This is a genomic window from Flavonifractor porci (assembly GCF_037572415.1).
Lineage (GTDB): Bacteria > Bacillota > Clostridia > Oscillospirales > Oscillospiraceae > Flavonifractor > Flavonifractor porci.
Genome location: NZ_JBBHLB010000010.1, coordinates 62,827 through 80,434, shown reverse-complemented (window position 1 = coordinate 80,434; position 17,608 = coordinate 62,827). Strand labels below are relative to the sequence as shown.

The 17,608-nt window shown below is 62.3% G+C and carries 19 protein-coding genes; 2 read left to right on the top strand and 17 right to left on the bottom strand.

The annotated features are described in order from the left end of the window. Positions 1 to 213: 213 nt before the first annotated feature. From WHJ28_RS10370 to mutY, 17 genes are all read right to left on the bottom strand, one after another. A complete protein-coding gene (locus tag WHJ28_RS10370) occupies positions 214 to 1,056 on the bottom strand; it encodes a VanW family protein (RefSeq protein WP_340042056.1) in 843 nt (280 codons plus the stop codon). Between the two features lie 65 nt (positions 1,057 to 1,121). Further along, positions 1,122 to 1,385 (bottom strand): HPr family phosphocarrier protein, encoded by a 264-nt coding sequence (locus WHJ28_RS10365; protein ID WP_007495691.1) that lies wholly within the window; start codon positions 1,383 to 1,385, stop codon positions 1,122 to 1,124. Positions 1,386 to 1,690: 305 nt separating this feature from the next. After that, on the bottom strand, positions 1,691 to 4,063 hold the full coding sequence (locus WHJ28_RS10360; protein ID WP_340042055.1) for an endonuclease MutS2: 2,373 nt from the start codon (positions 4,061 to 4,063) through the stop codon (positions 1,691 to 1,693). 67 nt (positions 4,064 to 4,130) lie between these two features. Further along, a complete protein-coding gene (locus WHJ28_RS10355; RefSeq protein ID WP_340042054.1) occupies positions 4,131 to 4,994 on the bottom strand; it encodes a PhzF family phenazine biosynthesis protein in 864 nt (287 codons plus the stop codon). Between the two features lies 1 nt (position 4,995). Next, complete coding sequence (recO, locus tag WHJ28_RS10350; protein WP_340042053.1) at positions 4,996 to 5,751, bottom strand: DNA repair protein RecO; 756 nt, start codon at positions 5,749 to 5,751, stop codon at positions 4,996 to 4,998. Positions 5,752 to 5,820: 69 nt separating this feature from the next. Continuing rightward, positions 5,821 to 7,218 (bottom strand): S41 family peptidase, encoded by a 1,398-nt coding sequence (locus WHJ28_RS10345; protein ID WP_340042052.1) that lies wholly within the window; start codon positions 7,216 to 7,218, stop codon positions 5,821 to 5,823. 83 nt (positions 7,219 to 7,301) lie between these two features. Next, positions 7,302 to 8,195, bottom strand: coding sequence for a GTPase Era (gene era, locus WHJ28_RS10340; protein WP_087334516.1), 894 nt, complete (start codon positions 8,193 to 8,195; stop codon positions 7,302 to 7,304). Between the two features lie 9 nt (positions 8,196 to 8,204). Further along, positions 8,205 to 8,477 (bottom strand): transposase, encoded by a 273-nt coding sequence (locus WHJ28_RS16525; RefSeq protein WP_425461126.1) that lies wholly within the window; start codon positions 8,475 to 8,477, stop codon positions 8,205 to 8,207. Positions 8,478 to 8,676: 199 nt separating this feature from the next. After that, positions 8,677 to 8,880, bottom strand: a complete 204-nt coding sequence (locus tag WHJ28_RS10330; RefSeq protein WP_340042050.1) for a hypothetical protein — start codon at positions 8,878 to 8,880, stop codon at positions 8,677 to 8,679. Continuing rightward, complete coding sequence (ybeY, locus tag WHJ28_RS10325) at positions 8,873 to 9,370, bottom strand: rRNA maturation RNase YbeY (protein WP_340042049.1); 498 nt, start codon at positions 9,368 to 9,370, stop codon at positions 8,873 to 8,875. Before ybeY ends, WHJ28_RS10330 begins: the two co-directional genes overlap by 8 nt. Next, a complete protein-coding gene (locus tag WHJ28_RS10320; protein WP_340042048.1) occupies positions 9,367 to 9,852 on the bottom strand; it encodes a hypothetical protein in 486 nt (161 codons plus the stop codon). The genes ybeY and WHJ28_RS10320 overlap by 4 nt, the downstream gene beginning before the upstream one ends. Beyond that, positions 9,849 to 10,814, bottom strand: a complete 966-nt coding sequence (locus WHJ28_RS10315; RefSeq protein ID WP_340042047.1) for a PhoH family protein — start codon at positions 10,812 to 10,814, stop codon at positions 9,849 to 9,851. Before WHJ28_RS10315 ends, WHJ28_RS10320 begins: the two co-directional genes overlap by 4 nt. Then, complete coding sequence (locus WHJ28_RS10310; RefSeq protein WP_340042046.1) at positions 10,811 to 12,040, bottom strand: sporulation protein YqfD; 1,230 nt, start codon at positions 12,038 to 12,040, stop codon at positions 10,811 to 10,813. The genes WHJ28_RS10315 and WHJ28_RS10310 overlap by 4 nt, the downstream gene beginning before the upstream one ends. Before the next feature lie 16 nt (positions 12,041 to 12,056). After that, entirely contained in the window at positions 12,057 to 12,338 is a 282-nt protein-coding gene (locus WHJ28_RS10305) for a YabP/YqfC family sporulation protein (protein WP_087188098.1), read from the bottom strand. A 100-nt stretch (positions 12,339 to 12,438) separates the two neighbouring features. Beyond that, on the bottom strand, positions 12,439 to 13,311 hold the full coding sequence (locus WHJ28_RS10300; protein ID WP_340042045.1) for a radical SAM protein: 873 nt from the start codon (positions 13,309 to 13,311) through the stop codon (positions 12,439 to 12,441). 30 nt (positions 13,312 to 13,341) lie between these two features. Next, a complete protein-coding gene (locus tag WHJ28_RS10295) occupies positions 13,342 to 13,917 on the bottom strand; it encodes a thymidine kinase (RefSeq protein WP_340042044.1) in 576 nt (191 codons plus the stop codon). Further along, positions 13,887 to 14,963, bottom strand: coding sequence for an A/G-specific adenine glycosylase (gene mutY / locus WHJ28_RS10290; RefSeq protein WP_425461125.1), 1,077 nt, complete (start codon positions 14,961 to 14,963; stop codon positions 13,887 to 13,889). Before mutY ends, WHJ28_RS10295 begins: the two co-directional genes overlap by 31 nt. Before the next feature lie 159 nt (positions 14,964 to 15,122). On the opposite strand from mutY, the gene WHJ28_RS10285 reads away from it, so the two are divergent. Together WHJ28_RS10285 and WHJ28_RS10280 are read left to right on the top strand one after the other, a co-directional pair. Next, complete coding sequence (locus tag WHJ28_RS10285) at positions 15,123 to 17,033, top strand: FUSC family protein (RefSeq protein ID WP_340042042.1); 1,911 nt, start codon at positions 15,123 to 15,125, stop codon at positions 17,031 to 17,033. 107 nt (positions 17,034 to 17,140) lie between these two features. Then, positions 17,141 to 17,605, top strand: coding sequence for a sigma-70 family RNA polymerase sigma factor (locus WHJ28_RS10280; protein ID WP_340042041.1), 465 nt, complete (start codon positions 17,141 to 17,143; stop codon positions 17,603 to 17,605). The last annotated feature ends 3 nt before the right edge of the window (positions 17,606 to 17,608 follow it).

The window sequence follows — 17,608 nt, the reverse complement described above, 5'->3', positions numbered from 1 at the left end:
GAGTGCCAGCGACCCGGCGCTCTGCGCCGTCCGAGCGTTTGGCCGCAGGCCAAACCTCGCCGCAGGGGCAATTCACTTGCCCCGAGGATGCGAGATCATCCCCTGGGGGTCCCCAAAAGCGCACCACGCTTTTTGGGGGGATGGGGCATGGTTTTTTCTTTTAACTCGTCAAAGGTCATGGATCGTAGGGGCCGATGCCCACATCGGCCCGTTTTACTTGGAGGCTGTGGTCTCCGGGGTATTACCGGGCAGCATGGGGTCATACATCATCATGGCATGGTTTTCCACAAGGAAATCATCTTCCAACAACTCCCCACCCCTGGAAAAGCATCGACGGTACAGGGTGTTGTGCCGGGTAAAGCCACCCCAATACTCACCCTGAATATAGTGCTCCTTTTCATACACCTCATACCTGCGATCACAGGGAACGTCAGCCCGCCACTCTCCCTCCAGATGTGTGTCGGTGAGGCGCAGGATGAGCCGCCAGGCGTGCTCTGTGTCATTGCGCACCATCAGGTCCATATAATTATAAAAGCAAGTGGCTCCGCTGCCGAAGGGCTGAGTACGGCTGCAATCGGGAAAGACATCATAGCCATGCCGCCACCGCTCCGTCACCGTTAAGGGCGTATGAAGTGTCATCCAGTAGAGCAGATTGGTCATCTGGCACATACCGCCCCCCACGCCGGCAGCCACCTGGCCGTTGCGCAGGACCATCCCCTCCACATAGCCCTTTCGCCGGGTGGGCTTTCCCACCGCCCGCCAGAAGGACAAGGTCTCCCCAGGCAGGAGGGTCAGCCCATCCAGCTTGGCCAGCGCCAGTCGGAGGTTGGTGATCTTATTTCGCTGGAGGGCCATCTCCTCCCCTCGCAGCGGACGGAACAGGGGCGTACAGTGTTCCGCCCACAGGTGAGGCAGGTCCAGTTCCGGTCTGAAACGGGCAAAGTGCAGCCCGCCGGTATGCCAGAAGACACGGCGCCGCAGGCAGAACAAGGTCACACCCAGGCGCAGGCGCCAACCGCTTCTGCTCCGGGGCTTGGGCGTTACGGATACGTTCATGGTTCCACCCCCACTATCAAAAAAAGCGCCGCAGATGCGGCGCTTTTTTCTCTCGCTTTGGTCGCTTACTCAGAGAAGTTGGAGGAGATCAGCTCGATCAGAGCCTCCACAGCTTCCTTCTCGTCGGGGCCGTCTGCAATGAGGTTAATGGAAGTCCCCTTGACGATTCCCAGAGAAAGCACACCCAGCAGGCTCTTGGCATTGACTCTCCGCTCGTCCTTCTCCACCCAAATAGAGCTCTTGAACTCATTGGCCTTCTGGATGAAGAACGTAGCCGGTCTGGCGTGCAGGCCGACCTGGTTGTTCACAACTGCCTCTTTCATATACATAGCGTTTCCCCCCAAGATGCATTCGCATACTTCGTATTATAGGATAGCAAATTTATCCCAAACCGTCAATGACAAAATGCACAAAATCCGTGCAAGAATCTGTTTTGAATGACGAACCGCCTGGTTTTATTTCCGAATCAGAACAGAAACTCCATCACCGCAGCTTGGCGATGGTCACGCCATCCTCACGGCGCGGAGGCTTTCTGCGGAAAGCCCGTCGCTTCGCTCCAAAGCCGCGCCTCGCGGGCGGGAACCAGTCCCCCCCGCGTGCCCCCCTCCGCTCTCCGAGGGGACGTGGGGCTGTTCTATCTCAGTTCAGCAATGGTCACACCGTCCTCACCCTCGCCGTAGCGGCCGGGACGGAAGGACTTCACATAGCGGCTGCGCTTGAGGTGCTCCCGCACCGCCTTGCGTACCGCGCCGGTGCCCTTGCCGTGGATAATGCGCACCTCGTTGAGCCGGCCCAGCACCGCGTTGTCCAAAAACAGATCCAACGCGCCAATGGCCTCGTCGGTCATCATCCCCCGCAGGTCCACCTCGGGAGATGCTCCAAGGGAGCGCAGTTTGTGCTCGGCCCGGGCCACCACCTTCTTGGCGGCCTTGACGCTCTCCCCTTCCACCACCCGGACCTCATCCTGCTTGGCGGTGATCTTCAGGATACCCGCCTGGAGCTGGAGGGAACCGTCCTTGTTGACGGAGAGCACGGTAGCCTGGGTGCCCATCTTCACCAGCTCCACTGTATCGCCAGCCTGGGCGGGACGGGTGGGCGGCGGCACAGGCGCCTCGGGCCGCTGGCCCAGCTTGCCCTCGGCCTCGTTGAGCCGGTGGCGCAGGCCCGCCCGCTCGTCGTTGATCTTCTGCCAGTCCTCTTCCTTCCGCTGGCGGCGGCGCATCTCGTTCAGTTCCTTGAACACCTGGTCGGCGGTGTCTCTGGCCTCGTCCAGAATAGCCCGGGCCTCCGCCTGGGCCTTCTCCACCGCCTTCTGCCGCTGGGCCTCCATCTGGGCCTTGTACTCCCGGGAGGCCTTGGCGGTCTCCTCCATCTCCCGGCGGAGCTTGGCGGCGGCCTCCTTCTCCTTTTCCATCTCCTGGCGCTGCTCGTCCAGCTGGGTGAGCACATCCTCAAAGCGGACGTTTTCCGCGTCAATGCGGGCGGCGGCCTTCTGGATGATGGACTTGGGCAGGCCCAGCCGCTCAGAGATGGCAAATGCGTTGGATTTGCCGGGGATGCCGATGAGCAGCCGGTAGGTGGGCGCCAGGGAGTCCACATCAAACTCGCATGAGGCGTTCTCCACCCCCTGGGTGGTCATGGCGTATACCTTCAGCTCGGCATAGTGGGTGGTGCCGGCCACCAGGGCCCCCATCTCCCGGGCGGACTCGATGATGGCGGCAGCCAGAGCCGCGCCCTCGATGGGGTCGGTGCCCGCTCCCAACTCATCAAAAAGGATGAGGGTGCGGTCGTCCGCCTCCTGCAAAATGCCCACAATGTTCACCATGTGGGAGGAAAATGTGGACAAGTTCTGGGCAATGGACTGCTCATCACCGATGTCGGACAGCACCCGGTCAAAAACTTTTACACAGCTGCCGTCCCCCACGGGGATGTGGAGGCCGCACTGGGCCATGAGGGTCAGAAGGCCGATGGTCTTGAGGGTGACCGTCTTGCCGCCGGTGTTGGGGCCGGTAATGACCAGGGTATCGAAGTTCTCCCCCAGCATCAGGTCGTTGGCCACCGCCTTGTTGGGGTCCAGCAGGGGGTGGCGGGCCTTCCGCAGATAGAGGCCCTGGTCGGACAGCCGGGGCGCGCCCGCCCGCATCCGGTAGGCCAGCTTGGCCCGGGCAAAGATCACGTCCAGGATAATGAGCAGGTCATAGTCCTGGCTGATGTCCTCCTTGTACTGGGCGCACTGGGCGGACAGCTCCGCCAGGATGCGCTCGATCTCCTTCTCCTCCTTGGCCTGGAGCTCCCGCAGCTCGTTGTTGGCCTTCACCACTCCCATGGGCTCAATGAAGAAGGTGGAGCCGGAGGAGGACACGTCATGGACCAGGCCGGGCACGTCGTTCTTGTGCTCCGACTTCACCGGCACCACATAGCGGTCGTTGCGCTGGGTGATGATGGACTCCTGGAGGTACTTGGACTGGTTGGAGGAGATCAGCTTGTTCAGGATGTCCCGCACCTTGGAGGCGGTGGCCCGGATGTGCCGCCGGACGGAGGCCAGCTCCGGGCTGGCGGCGTCGGCGATCTCGTCCTCCCCCACGATGGCCCCGGTGATGCGCTCCTCCAGGAAGCGGTTGGAGGTGAGGGAGCGGAAGAGGTGGTCGATGCAGGTCTTGGCCCGGTCCCCCTCCCCTTCGCCGTACTCCTTGGCGGAGCGGGCGGAGCGCAGCACGGCGGCGATGTCCAGCAGTTCCCGGGTGTTAAGGGAGCCCCCCATGTTGGCCCGCTGGAGGGAAGCCCCCACCGGACGCACACCGGAGAAGGAGGGAGAGCCCCGCAGGGCGGTCATATTCACCGCGGCGGTGGTCTCGTCCAGAGCCCGCTGCACGTCGTCCACGTCGGTCAGGGGCCGCAGGGCCAGACAGCGGTCCTTGCCCTCCTCGGTCACCGCCTGCTCGGCCAGCTTCTCCAGCACCCGGGGCAGCTCCAGGGTCTGTATGGATTTTTCAAATAAATCGGTCATACGGTTCTCCAAATCGTTGGTTTCATAGCAACAGGATGTAGGGGCCGATGCCCTCATCGGCCCGGTCTTATCCCAGCAATTCACATCTCAAAGTAATCAGCGCCCGGCCGCCCACTCTTACCTTGATGCCGTTCTTGTCCTCGGTGATGCGGCTCAGGATCTCGGAGGGCTTGCTCATCTTCTCCCCCTGTACAAAGCGGTTATCCGCCCCGGCCTGGATCAGGCCCCGGCGGAACAGATAGTAGGTCAAGGCCCCGTTGGAGGTGCCGGTGGCCGCCTCCTCCGGAATGGCGTACAGAGGTGCAAAATTGCGGCAGTGGGCGGCAGCGTCCGGGGTGTTGGGGCAGAACATATGCACCCCTACCACGTTGTAGTGCTCCGACAGGCGGGTGACCTCAGCCTCGTTCTGGACGGCCCGGTCCAGGTCCGCCAGGTCTTTCACCGGCAGCAGGATATCCATCAGCCCGGTACTCACCGCCTGGGGCTCCAGACCCTCCGGCCGGTCAGCCAGGGACAGGCCATAGGCAGCGTAGATCGCCTGCTGCTCCTCCTCCGAGAAGGTGGGGCCATCGGTGGGGGGTGCCATATCCATCCACACGGCGTCCGCTCCCACCCCGATCTCCAGATCCCCGGAGCGGGTATGGAGGGCGTAATCTCCGGGAACAATGGCCCCGGTGTCCCGCAGGACGGCGAAGGCGGCGATGGTGGCGTGGCCGCACAGGTCCACCTCCTCGGCGGGGGTGAAGTAGCGGATATGGAAGGCCTTGTCCCCGGTCCGGCGGACAAAAGCGGTCTCGGAGTGCTTCAGTTCCCCGGCCAGAGCACGCATCAGGGATTCCTCTGGGAAGTTCCCTTCCCCCAGAAGAGCTACGCCGGCCTGGTTACCGGAAAAGCGCACGGTGGTAAAGGCATCTGCCACATACAGTTCCATGTTACATCCCCGCTTTCAGTTCATGATAAAAATCCAGAGTACGGAACCCCCGGTCCAGCTGGGTACGCAGGAAGCCCTCGCACACCCGGGCCAGGCAGTCCAGCCCCCCTTGGTCCAGTTGAAAAGAGAATAGACGCTTGGGATCGCCGTAGAGAATATGCCGCAGGGCGGACAATGCCCCCTCTGTCAGAGGCAGGGAGGGCCCCTCCCCCACCTCGCACTTGCAGGACGCGCAGTGGAGCACACCCTCCGCCAGGTTCAGCATAGGCTTTTCCGGGTCAGCCCTGCCGCACACGGCACAGGCGTCAGCCAGGGGCTCATAGCCCTCCAGGGCCATGAGTTTCATCTCATAGGCCGCCTTCACCAAAGCCTGGGGCTTGTTCAGCTTGTCCAGGGCGTGGAGGCTGTTGAGAATAAGGGACATGGCGGCGGGATCGGGCCGTCCCTCCACCGACACTACCTCCATCACCTCGGCAAAGTAGGAACCCAGGGCCAGCAGCTCCACATCGGATTTCAGATGCCAGAACTGCCGGATGGACTCGGCCTCATTGAGGGTGATCCGGTCCTGATAGGCGAAGAGCGTCATGTCGGAATAGACCAGCAGCTGGGCGGAGGCCGCCAGGGGGCTGTTCTTCCGGCGGCAGCCTCTGGCCTTTACGGTGCGCTTGCCCCCCTCGGCGGTGAGGACGGTGAGGATCTTGTCGGATTCCTTGTAGTTGACCTCCCGCAGTACCAGGCCTTGTGTGGCAATGTGCATCTCCGTCCCTCCCCCGTTGCTTGTAGCTGCATTATACCATCGGGGAATGGCGGACGCAAGCGGCCCCCGTCAGGGGTTCAGGCCGTAATACTCACACAGCCGGGATACCGCCTTCAGTGCCTCCTGAGGCGGCGCCCACAGGTCGGGCTGAAAACCGGTCTCCTCTTGATTGCCATCAGGGGTCAGCATCAGGCTGGTTCCAAAGGAGACGCTCAGGTGGGAATGGGGCAGACAATAAGTCTGGTTGTTGGCCATCAGCGTGGCCCCGCAGGTGTTGCTGCCCACAAAGACCATGTGTTCCAGGGTACGCAGATCCCCCACAAACCATTCGGCCGCTGAGGCTGTGGCATAATCGGTCAGGCAAAAGATCACACTGTCCTGTTCCATCCAGGCCCCTTCCGTTTTCTGAATCACAGTCTCCCCCGGCTTCTCCGGCACCGGATAGCCCAGCGCCTCCATGTAGCCATTCAGGGGGGACCAGCGGATAAGGGTGCTCTGGCAGGGGCTGGGAGCGGCGCCGGTAAAGCCCTCAAACCACCGCCGGGCAAAGGCGGGCTGTCCGCCGATGTTGCCTCGCAGATCAATAACAAACACCGGTAAATCCCGGTAGCTCTCCCCGCTGTCGGCAAATTCATTCAGCTGGTCCATGCGCTCATACCAGCTGTCGCCTTCTGTGCCCACATCAGAGAGGACCTGGTTCACCAGCACTGTCAGGCCGTCCGTCTCCCGCCGCTCATATACGATAGTGCCGGCATTGGGGGCGGCCTCCGCCAGAGTCCAGTCTAGGCCGGTATACTCCCCCAGTTCCTCCGGCAGGCTGCTGCCATCCCTGCTCAGAGTGGCAAAGCACCAGGCCAGCGCCCCGTCCGGCCCGATGGTGGGCTTCACGTAGGTGGAATCCATAGCCGCCGCCTGCTCCTCGTCCAGATAGAGGTCAGGCACATAGTACATATTCTGCCGCTGGGGCGCACAGAGGTAATGCCCATTGATGGCAAAATGGCCGTCCAGAATCAGGGGCCTCAGGGCACCCTCCAGACTCTGCTGGAGGCTTTTGGCACTGACCATCGTCTCGCCGGAGAGGTCGTTCAGCACCTGCTCCAGGGCGGGCTGAAAGGTCTCATCCCCGCCAAAGTAGCCGTATCCGCCGTAAAAATCGTGGAGCAGCTGGAAAAATGCCTCCGCGTCCTCTTTGGCCTCCTGGGCAGTCAGGATGGACTTGCCCTCCCCGCTGTCCAGATACCAGGCGTCCTGGGTATCGTAGGTCCCAGCCAGCGCATCAGGGTATGGATAGGCGGTCAGATCGGGAGCTGTCCCCTGGGTCACGCTGGTTTTGTGCAGTTCATCGGTCTGAGAGAGAAAATCGTTCCACGCCGCCTGCTTCTGCTCCGCCTCAGAGGGGGCGCAGGCGGACAGGAGGGCCAGTCCGGCGGCAAGACACACTGCTCCCGCTCTGTGCACCCATTTCATTATGCTACACCTTCTTTTCGTTTGTCTGGCAAAAAGCGTGTTCCGAGCCACGTCGGAACACGCTTTTCCATTCACAACATCTGTTACTCGTCCCGGTAGCCGAAGTTGTGGATGAGATTCAGGTTGTCCCGCCAGCCCTCCTTGACCTTCACCCAGGTCTGGAGGAACACCTTGGTGCCCATAAAGGCCTCGATGTCGGTGCGGGCCAGGGTGGAGATCTTCTTGAGCATGGCGCCCCCCTTGCCGATGATAATGCCCTTGTGGCTGGCCTTCTCACAGTAGATGGTGGCGTCCAGATCGATGATCTCGTTGTCCCGCTCGGAGAAGCGGGTGATCTCCACGGCGGTGCCGTGGGGGATCTCCTTGTCCAGGCACAGCAGCAGCTTCTCCCGGATGATCTCGGCGCATACCTGCCGCTCGGGCTGGTCGGTGACCATGTCGTCGGGGAAGAGCTGAGGGCCTTCGGGCAAAAACTCCGCCAGCAGGTCCAGCAGTTCGTTCACGCCCTCGTTCTGCTTGGCAGAGATGGGCAGAATGGCGTTGAAGTCGTGGGCCTGGCCGTAGGTCTGCATGACGGCCAGCAGGGCCTCCTTCTCCACCGTGTCCATCTTGTTGATGACCAGGATGGAGGGCACCCCCAGCTGCTTGATGCGGGCGATGAGCTCGGCCTCAGGTCCGCCAATGTGGGGGATGGGCTCCACCAACAGCAGGATGGCGTCCACATCGGCCACGCTCTCCTTGACCACCTTTACCATGTAGTCGCCCAGCCGGGTGCGGGCCTTGTGGAGGCCGGGGGTGTCCAGGAACACATACTGGCACTCCCCCCGGTTGACCACGGCGCTGATGCGGTTGCGGGTGGTCTGGGGTTTATTGGAGACGATGGCAATTTTTTCGCCCACCAGGGCGTTGGTCAGGGTGGACTTGCCCACGTTGGGCCGGCCCACAATGCTGATCATTCCAGATTTTTTAATTTCCATAGGTGATCCTCAACTTTCTTGAGCAATATAATATGTGTCCTCCGCCCATTTGGCGGGGTTGGTGTCGATGTAGTTCCAGATGCGGAGATAGTCATTTTCATCCCGAATGATATGGTCGTAGAAAGATTTTTGCCAAATTGCTTCTCCAAGCATTTTGGTAATAGTTTCCTTCCACGCCCGGACGATACGGGAGACCGTAGGGGCGCGCAGTGCGCGCCCGCCGCCATTAGGAAGCACCAGAATCATGTGGACGTGGTTGGGCATGACCACATATGTGTCCACGGTCACACCAGGATAATGAGCAGAAATTTGCCGAACGGCCTGCTCCGCAATCAGGCCAGCGGTTGTCAAAGGCGGAAGCGGTTCGGGCGCACAATGTGCGCCCCTACGCAGGTGGGGTACACGATCCCTGGTACAGACCGTGACAAAATAGTACCCGCCCAGGCTGTAACCACACCCCTTCAGCCGCAGGGGTTTGCGGTCATTTGCCGCCCTCATGGCGTTGGGACTGTTCCCGGAGCCAGAGGGTACACCCGACCACAATGCCTGGCAGGGCAAAGAGCACCCCGCAGGTCACAATCGTCATGGCATCTTCCACCATGCTGCCTAACACCATGCACAGCAGGATGCAGATACCAATGGAGATGGCCCCGCCGGCGGCGGCGTACCGTCCAACATTACCCATCCTGTTCCTCCCTGACAATACCCAGCTGGCCCAGGATGGCCTCCTCACGGGCTCTCATTTGGGCCTTCATGGGGCCCTCGTCCATATGGTCGTACCCCAGCAGGTGGAGCACCGAGTGGACGGCCAGATAGGCCACCTCCCGGCGGGTACCGTGGCCGTACTCCTCCCCCTGGGCCTTTGCCCGCTCCAGAGAGATCACCATATCCCCCAGGGGCACCAGGTCGGCGCCGGGGTCGGCGTCCTCCTCAGTGGGGTTCTCTCCAGGCTGGAGCTCAAACATAGGGAAGGAGAGCACGTCGGTGGGCCTGTCCACCTCCCGCTGCTCCAGGTTGATCTGGTGGATGCCCTCGTCGTCGGTGAACAGCACGTCCACCTCGCAGGGCACGTCCACCCCCTGGGCATCCAGAGCGGCGGGGATCACCTGCCGCAGCAGGTCGGCATATTCCTCCGCCCCGTCCACCTCGGTCTCAATGATGATCTCGTGGTTCATGGTTCCTCCTCCTCGGGCCCCTCAACGGGCTCGTCCAGTACCCAGGGCAGGTACAGACTGATATCCAAATCAAAGCTTGGCTCGGGAAATTCCGGCTCGATATTATAATACTCGTGGCCCAGCATCATCTGGAATCCAGGGAATTCTACCGGCGGGCCCCAGGCGGTGCCGTTATTCTCTTTCCCTTCCGGCGGCTGGAGCACTACGCCCGCCACGCGCCAGCTGATCTCATAGAGCAGCCCCTTCTCTCTCCAGTTCTCATCATGATAAAGCTCGCACACATAGGTGGCTTTCTCTGCCGGAATGGACAGGCTGTCCAGGATGTTCAGAATTTCTTCCGGCAGCTTCCGCTCCCGGGCCAGGGCCAGGAAATTTCGGCAGTGACCGCAGGTACAGCCCCACTCCGACCCCCGGGCATACCAGTTTCGGGTAACTTCCTCGTCCACCTCCACCGTATACCCTTCCCAGGTCAAACGTTTCACTTTTTGCCCTTCCTCTTCTCATCGGCCTCATAGGCCTTGATGATCCGCTGGACGATGACGTGGCGCACCACGTCGGACTCGTTCAGGCGGCAGATGGCGATATCCTCCACTCCGTCCAGCACCCGCATGGCCTCCTTCAGACCGGACACGGTGTCCCGGGGCAGGTCGATCTGAGTGATGTCGCCGGTGATGACGATCTTGGAGCCGAAGCCCAGGCGGGTGAGGAACATCTTCATCTGCTCCCGGCTGGTGTTCTGGGCCTCGTCCAAGATGATGAAGGAGTCGTCCAGGGTACGGCCTCGCATATAGGCCAGGGGGGCCACCTCAATGTTGCCCCGCTCCAGGTACTTCTGGTAGGTCTCGGGCCCCAGCATCTCAAAGAGAGCATCGTACAGGGGCCGCAGGTAGGGGTCCACCTTACTTTGCAGGTCGCCGGGCAAAAAGCCCAGCCGCTCCCCCGCCTCCACGGCGGGCCGGGTGAGGATGATGCGGTTGACCTGCTTGTCCCGGAAGGCGGCCACGGCGGCGGCCACCGCCAGATAGGTCTTGCCGGTGCCCGCCGGGCCGATGCCCAGGGTGATGGTATTTTTCTTGATGGCATCCACATACCGCTTCTGGCCCAGGGTCTTGGCCTTGATGGGCTTGCCCTTGGCGGTGACGCACAAGACGTCCCGGGCGATGTCGTTGATGTGGGACTCGTTGCCCGCCTTTACCAGATTGATGATGTAGCGCACGTTCTGCTCGGTGATGGTCTCCTTCCGCCCGGCCAGGCCCAGCAGGCCCTCGATGGCCTTAACAGCGTGCATCACATTTTCCGCCTCGCCGGACACCTTCAGCTGGTCGTCCCGACTCACCACCGTCACATCCAGTTCATGCTCCACCAGCTTGATATTCTCGTCAAAGGATCCAAAGACGTCTACCACGTCCTCCATCCGCTCGATATTGATGGTCTGTTCTATCATGGATCGACCTCGTTTTCTTGTGTGATGGGATCGGGCACAAATGTCCCGATCTCTTCCCGGCACTCTGCCTGGAGGGTCACTTTCAGCATCCCATTCTCCGTCTCCACGGCAAACTCAGTGCTGACGATCTCCCCCTCCCCTACCGCCTCTTCCAGCGCCTCCAGCAGGCGCTCTTTCAGCATGGCCTCCGCCGCGTCCGGCTCCACGGCCAGCGTCTCCAGTTCATAGGCCCGGCAGGTCTCCCGCTGAACGGCCAGGGGCATCTCCTCGCCGCCAGGCAGGGTCAGGGTCCAGGTACGGCTTATTTTATCATACCTGTCAAAAGAAATTCCACCCTTTCCAAAAAAATCGGTCCGACGGCCCAGGGCGGTAACTGACCACAGATCCGTCTCCTCCCCGGTGTACCGCTTCACCTGGGCCTCCAGAGGCAGCTGAGCCGCCATGGTACGCCAGGTCCGGGCGTACACCCGGCCGGAGGCCCGCACCTGCATCTGCCCGATCTCCGGCATCTCGCTGTAGGCCGGTCCCTTTAGGTGGACAGTGCCTGAGATCAGGGTCTCCCCCTCCAGCACCGTGTCCCCCACCTTCACCACCGCCTCGCCGGTGAGGGCCTCCACACGGGTTACAATGCCGGAAGCCCGGGCCACCACACTGCCGTACTCTTGGGCGTCCACCAGTTCCGGAGCCTCCACCGCCTCCCGCACCAGCACCTCCGCCCGGGTACCGTACAGATTGATGGACAGCCAGGACAGCTGGGGCAGCTGGAGCAGCACCTTGTTGCCCACGGTCCGCTCGTCCAAACCGGGGCCAAAGGTACCGATACTTAACCCCTGTCGCCGCAGTTCGGTGAGGATCTGGGCGGTGGGCACATTGGTGTTGCCCTTTACCTCAATGGTGAGCACAAAGGAGGACAGAACGCACACCGCCGCCATGGACAGGCCCATCCCCACCCAGAAGGCATAGCGCTTTTTGAACCGGGCCAGAAAGTAGGGCATCCCGCTTCGTCCGGCATGGGTGACGGTACACAGCGTCCGTTCCCCCAGGGCGGCGGCCTGACGGCTGCCCCGGCGGGTGACGGTGAGCCGCAGGCGGGTGGCCTCCATCCACTCCACATTCCAGAACAAAATACCCCGCTGAGCGCACAGGTTGAGGAACCGTTCGGGAAAAGCCCCCTCCACCTCCAGACGTACGCTCCCCCGCAGGGCGTTCACCAGCCGCAGCAGCATTCCTCCACCTCCTTTCTCAGGTCAGATCCACCCCGTCGATCTCGCCGGTGATGAGCAGCTGGCTGGCGTTCATGGATTTCAATTCCAGATTGCTGCCCCGCACCTTGATAACCAGCTTGCCGCCGGAGATGTGGATCTCCTGGCTGCCGTAGGCCAGGATGCCCTTGTGGTTTTCCATCCGCAGCTCCCGGCTGCCGGTGAGCTCCACCCTGGGCAGGCCGGCCACCACGTCCCCGGGCAGGTCCAGCACCTCCGCCGTCTTTTCCAGCAGACCGGGCCGTTTCCGGTCTCGTTCCATGGCCTCCACCCCCTCCCACCTATGCTTATGCGGGGTGGTTGTCCCATTTGACAGGAAAAGGGCGGGCCAGCGGCCCGCCCCAGAATGGGATATGCAGTATTTATACGCCGGTCAGGTCAAAGGGCGGGATATACTCCGCCTGGGCGGCTTCCGCTCCCTGAGTAAAGCCCTCCAGCCCCAGGTCCGCCATGTAGGCCTCCGCCGCCCGCACCTCAGAGGGGCGCACCCGGCGGTTGAGCTCCGGGAATTCCGCCGCACGGCCCCAGGGGATGTACTGGCTCATCAGGGAAAAGAGCACCTGCCCCGGCTCAAAATGCTCCGCCACCCAGTCCATCACCCGCTTGGCCTCGGCCAGTTTGCCGGGCAGCAGCAGGTGGCGGATCACCACGCCCTGTTTCAGCAGCCCGTCCTGATACCGGACGGGGCCGGTCTGGCAGAACATCTCCAAAATGGCTTCCTCCGCCACTTGGGGATAGTCGGGGGCGTCGGAGTAGCGCCCGGCATAGTCGCCGGTGCGGTACTTGTAGTCGGGCAGATAGATCTGGACCTTGCCCTCCAGAGCTTTCAGTGTCTCCACCCGGTCATAGCCGCCGGAGTTCCACACCACCGGCACCCGCAGAGGCTCGGCCAGAGCCGAGCGCACCACATGGGCGTAGTGAGTGGGGTTCACCAGATTGATGTTGTGGGCCCCCTGTTCGATGAGCTCAAAGAAGACGGCCCGCAGCCGGTCCACCGTGATGGGCTTTCCGAAGTCCCGGTGGCTGATCTGCTCATTCTGGCAGAACACGCACCCCAGGGAGCAGCCGGAGAAAAACACGGTGCCCGAGCCCTTTGTACCGGAGATGGGGGGTTCCTCCCACAGGTGGAGCGCCGCCCGAGCCACCACCGGGGCTTCTGGCATCCGGCAACGGCCCTCGCCCCGGTCCGCCGTACGCACCGCCCCGCACTTCCGGGGGCAGAGATTACAGATCATTTTGATGGTTCCTTTCCGTTTTCCTGGGACTTACTTCTGCTTGGGGCCCAGGTTGCCCTCTTTCCAGTGCTTGCGGCACAGGCCGATGTACCGGTCGTTGGCCCCCAGCACCACCTGCTCGCCCTCCTTAAGCACATTGCCGTGCTCGTCGAAACGGGCGTTGCACAGGGCCTTCTTGCCGCACCAGCAGATGGTCTTAACCTCCTCGATCACGTCGGCGCTGGCCAGCAGCTCCGCCGAGCCGGGGAACAGGTCCCCCTTGAAGTCGGTACGCAGGCCGTAGCAGATCACTGGGATGTTCCAGTCGTCCACCAGGTCGGTGAGGTAGCGCACCTCCTCCCGGGTGAGGAACTGAGCCTCGTCCACGATGATGCAGGCATAGGGTTTCAGCTCCCGGGGGGTCATCTCCATCAGGTCGGAAAAATAGATGCAGTCGTGGCTCAGTCCCGCCCGGGAGGCCACGAACCGGGCCCCGTCCCGCTGGTCGATGGCTGGCTTTACCAGCAGAGCGTCCTGGCCCCGCTCCTCGTAGTTATAGCGCACCATCAGGGCGTTGGCAGTTTTGCTGGAGCCCATCACTCCATACCGGAAATACAGCTTTGCCATGGTTCCTCTCCTTCTCCTTTGAGCCGTCCCTCCACCGCAGGCTTGAAAGCCTGGAAGGCGTTGGGCACGGCGTAATCCCGGTCCAGTTCCTCCAGAGTGGCCCACACCCAGCCCTCGGGCAGGGTATCGTCAGCCGCCTGGACCAGCACGGCCTCCATACGCCACTCAATATGGGTAAAGATATGTTTGCCGGAGGGTCCCTGCTCCAGGGAGAGGGCCTCCACCGGGCAGCGTGCGGGGGACAGCTCGTTGGGATACTCCCACAGCCCCGCCAGCAGCCCCCGGCTCTTTCGTCTCCGGAGGGCCACCGACTTCTCCCGGAAGATGAGGAACACCGTCCGCTCCTCCAAGCGCCGGGCCTTTTTGGCCGCCTTTACCGGCAGTTCCCCGGTGCGGTCCGTCAAACGGGCCACGCAAAACTCTTTGGCCGGGCACTGATCGCACAGGGGGGCGCCGTTGGGCAGGCATACGGTGGCCCCCAGCTCCATCAGGGCCTGATTGAAGTCCCCGGGGGCATCCACCGGCATCACCCGCTTCAGGGCCTGGCCCATCCGGGCCTTGGTGTCCGTCTTCATGATATCCCCATCGTCTCCGGTGATGCGGGCCGTCACCCGCAGCACGTTGCCGTCCACCGCCGGTTCGGGGATGCCGAAGGCGATGGAGGATATGGCCCCGGCGGTGTAGTCGCCAATGCCGGACAGGGCGTGGATAGCCTCATAGGTATCAGGAAACACGCCGTCGTGGTCCTCCATGATCTGGCGAGCCGCTTTTTGCAGGTTGCGGGCCCGGTTGTAATAGCCCAGCCCCTGCCACAGCTTCATGAGCCGATCCTCCTCCACCGCCGCCAGGTCGGCCACGGTAGGCAGTTCCTCCAGAAAGCGGCGGTAATAATCCAGCACCGCCGCCACCCGGGTCTGCTGGAGCATGATCTCGCTGATCCATACATGGTAGGGGGTGGGGTCGCTGCGCCAGGGCAGCACCCGGGCATTTTCCCGATACCATTGCAGCAGCGGGATGGGAAGCAGTTCCAGGGGTTCCAAGGGCATTCCTCCAAAGTCTGATCGTTATCCCGCTCATTATATAATGGCCGCCCTCCTTTTTCAATTCCCACGGTTCTACAAAATTTTCTCCGCCCCCTTGCGCTTACCGACAGGTTACCTCTATAATGTTAGATAAGCAATCAATTTCGACAGGGGGTATCTGCTGTGGCCGCGGGTTCCGGCATCAGGGGCTTTCCGGCGCTGTTCTGGCGTCGCTGGAAGGGGGCCTTTTCCACCATTTTGTTCTACGTGATCCAGTTCCTGTTGGTGATCTGGATCTTCGGCAGCACCTACGCTATGGTGGTCTCCTGCTCCACCACCCTGTTTCAGCTCCGCCGGAAGGAGGCCAACCGGCTGGAGGACTATGCGGCCATGTGCCTCATGTCCCTGCTTTTGTGCCTGCTGGCCTTTGTTGCCGCCCTTAATATGTGGCTGTGCGCCATCCTGAATTTCGCCGTACCCTTCTTCCTGGTGTTCTGGAAGTGCAGCCAGTTCACCCCTAAAGGCCACATCGGCTACGCTATGACCTTTGTCTTTCTGGAGCTGCGTCCACCCACGCTGGAGCAGCTGCCCATTCAGCTGGAGGCGGTAGGCTTTTGCTGCGTGCTGCTGGTGATCGCTCTGCTCATCAACGCCAGGGTGACCCACATCACCAGCGACCCGGCGGGTCAGATCTCCGCCAGCCTGCTGCGCCTGGCCGATCTGCTGGACGGGCTGGCGGACGGCGGGAACGACAAAGCTGCCGGCAAGGAGCTCTACGACCTGGCCCGCAGTTTCCACCGGAAGGGCTATGACCGGCGGCACCTGCTCCACCTGCCTGACCGGCAGAAGCGGTGCTATCATCTGCTGGCCCTGCTGTTCCAGCGGGCCTCCTATCTGGTCACCGACGGTCCCGCCTGGCAGGACGCCAAAAACACCCCCGCCTTCTCCCATGCCATGCACACCCTGGCGGAGGTGGTGCGGCAGCTGCAAAGCGCCTGGGAGCCCGCCGCCCGGCAGCGGCTGGCCGCCCGCATCCAGGTCCTTCTGGACCACACCGACCTGCCCCAGGGCCGGCTGCGTATCTTTTACCGCAGCGTACTCCACACTCTGCTGCTCCTGTGCCGGGAGTCCTTCCATGCACAGCGCGACCCCCTCTTCCGCAGGGTGCCCTGGCGAGCGGCCTGGAGCAGCCTGTGCCAGCGGTTCTCCCCCGCCCGGTTCGAGTTCCGCTTCGCCCTGCGTCTGGCGGTAGTCATGACCATCAGTGAAACCGTCAGCTTCCTGTGGGAATTTGAGCACACCTACTGGTTCCCCCTCCACGCCTTCCTGCTCCTCCAGCCCAGCTATGAGGAGAGCGCCCACCGGATGGTCACCCGCCCCGTGGGCACCGCCATCGGCTGTATCATCGTCCACCTGGTCTACCCCTGGCTGCCCGGCCTGCCGGGTATCTTTGTATTCTCCCTCCTTATGATCTCCCTGATGTACTGCTGCACCCCCGGCACCTGGGTCCACCCCATCTTCTCCACCTCCTTCGCCCTCACCATGGCCACTTTGACGGTACAGGAGACCGAAGCCATCGGCCTGCGGCTCATGTATCTGGGTATGGCGGTGGCGCTGGTGCTGGTGGTCAACACCTTCCTGCTGCCCAACCGGAAGGAACCCCAGTTCCGCCGGAATTTCCAAGAACTCTACCGGCTCCAGGCCTACTACTGGGAAGTCATCCGCCGCAGCCTCCGCCAACCGGTGGACCCCGCCCTGTTCAGCGAACTGCTCTCCCAGTTCCATATGGTCTATCATGAAGCTGCTCAGTACACCGACCACCAGTCTCCGGAGGAGGCCGACTACCACCGGAAACGGCTGGTGATCCTGTGGAATATGTTCTCCGAACTGGAGCAGACAGAAGGGCTCATCCAGTCGGGGGCCGTCACTCCGGAGGAGCAGACCGCCCTGGACAGCGTGGCCGCCGCCCTTGGCGCCCGGATCTGTCCCCTCACCGATCTGAACGGCGTCCCGGTGGAGACGCTGCCCGAAGGGGAACTGTGCTATGTGGTCCGCCGTTATATGGAAAACGCCCAGACCCTGGCGAACGCATGATAACAGCCGCGCCGCAGATGCAATTTGCGGCGCGGCTGATTTTTTCGCGCCACGCAATGAAAAGGGCCCGCCAAATACTCTAATAGGCAGAAAGGGGGGCGCCACCCTTGACCGAACAGGAATTTGCGACCCGTGCCGAGGCCCTGAAGCCCCGGCTGTACCGCACCGCCTGGCTCTATCTGGGCAGCGAGGCCTATGCCCTGGATGCGGTGGACGAGGCCATCTATCTGGGGCTGCTGCATTATAGGCGGCTGCGCCAGCCGGAACACTTCAATACCTGGCTCACCCGCATTCTCATCAACGCCTGCAACGCCGAGCTCCGACGCCGCAAGCGGGAGTTGGCGGTGGAGGAGTTGCCCGAGACTTCGGCCGAGGCCTACGATGCCCTGCCACTGAGAGAGGCGGTGGGCCGCCTGCCCCGGGACCTGCGGGCAGTCATCATCCTGCGCTACTTCCAGGGTCTCACCCTGGCGGAGACAGCGGAAGCCCTGGATATCCCAACCGGCACCGTCTCCACCCGGCAGCGCAAAGCCCTGTCCCTGCTGAAATTGGAATTAAGCGAGGAGGCTTGAACC

What these genes read in the sequence shown, in the direction of transcription:
- WHJ28_RS10370 (WP_340042056.1), bottom strand. Translation starts at nt 1,056, where the DNA reads ATGAACGTATCCGTAACGCCCAAGCCCCGGAGCAGAAGCGGTTGGCGC.
- WHJ28_RS10365 (WP_007495691.1), bottom strand. Translation starts at nt 1,385, where the DNA reads ATGTATATGAAAGAGGCAGTTGTGAACAACCAGGTCGGCCTGCACGCC.
- WHJ28_RS10360 (WP_340042055.1), bottom strand. Translation starts at nt 4,063, where the DNA reads ATGACCGATTTATTTGAAAAATCCATACAGACCCTGGAGCTGCCCCGG.
- WHJ28_RS10355 (WP_340042054.1), bottom strand. Translation starts at nt 4,994, where the DNA reads ATGGAACTGTATGTGGCAGATGCCTTTACCACCGTGCGCTTTTCCGGT.
- recO (WP_340042053.1), bottom strand. Translation starts at nt 5,751, where the DNA reads ATGCACATTGCCACACAAGGCCTGGTACTGCGGGAGGTCAACTACAAG.
- WHJ28_RS10345 (WP_340042052.1), bottom strand. Translation starts at nt 7,218, where the DNA reads ATGAAATGGGTGCACAGAGCGGGAGCAGTGTGTCTTGCCGCCGGACTG.
- era (WP_087334516.1), bottom strand. Translation starts at nt 8,195, where the DNA reads ATGGAAATTAAAAAATCTGGAATGATCAGCATTGTGGGCCGGCCCAAC.
- WHJ28_RS10330 (WP_340042050.1), bottom strand. Translation starts at nt 8,880, where the DNA reads ATGGGTAATGTTGGACGGTACGCCGCCGCCGGCGGGGCCATCTCCATT.
- ybeY (WP_340042049.1), bottom strand. Translation starts at nt 9,370, where the DNA reads ATGAACCACGAGATCATCATTGAGACCGAGGTGGACGGGGCGGAGGAA.
- WHJ28_RS10315 (WP_340042047.1), bottom strand. Translation starts at nt 10,814, where the DNA reads ATGATAGAACAGACCATCAATATCGAGCGGATGGAGGACGTGGTAGAC.
- WHJ28_RS10310 (WP_340042046.1), bottom strand. Translation starts at nt 12,040, where the DNA reads ATGCTGCTGCGGCTGGTGAACGCCCTGCGGGGGAGCGTACGTCTGGAG.
- WHJ28_RS10305 (WP_087188098.1), bottom strand. Translation starts at nt 12,338, where the DNA reads ATGGAACGAGACCGGAAACGGCCCGGTCTGCTGGAAAAGACGGCGGAG.
- WHJ28_RS10300 (WP_340042045.1), bottom strand. Translation starts at nt 13,311, where the DNA reads ATGATCTGTAATCTCTGCCCCCGGAAGTGCGGGGCGGTGCGTACGGCG.
- WHJ28_RS10295 (WP_340042044.1), bottom strand. Translation starts at nt 13,917, where the DNA reads ATGGCAAAGCTGTATTTCCGGTATGGAGTGATGGGCTCCAGCAAAACT.
- mutY (WP_425461125.1), bottom strand. Translation starts at nt 14,963, where the DNA reads ATGCCCTTGGAACCCCTGGAACTGCTTCCCATCCCGCTGCTGCAATGG.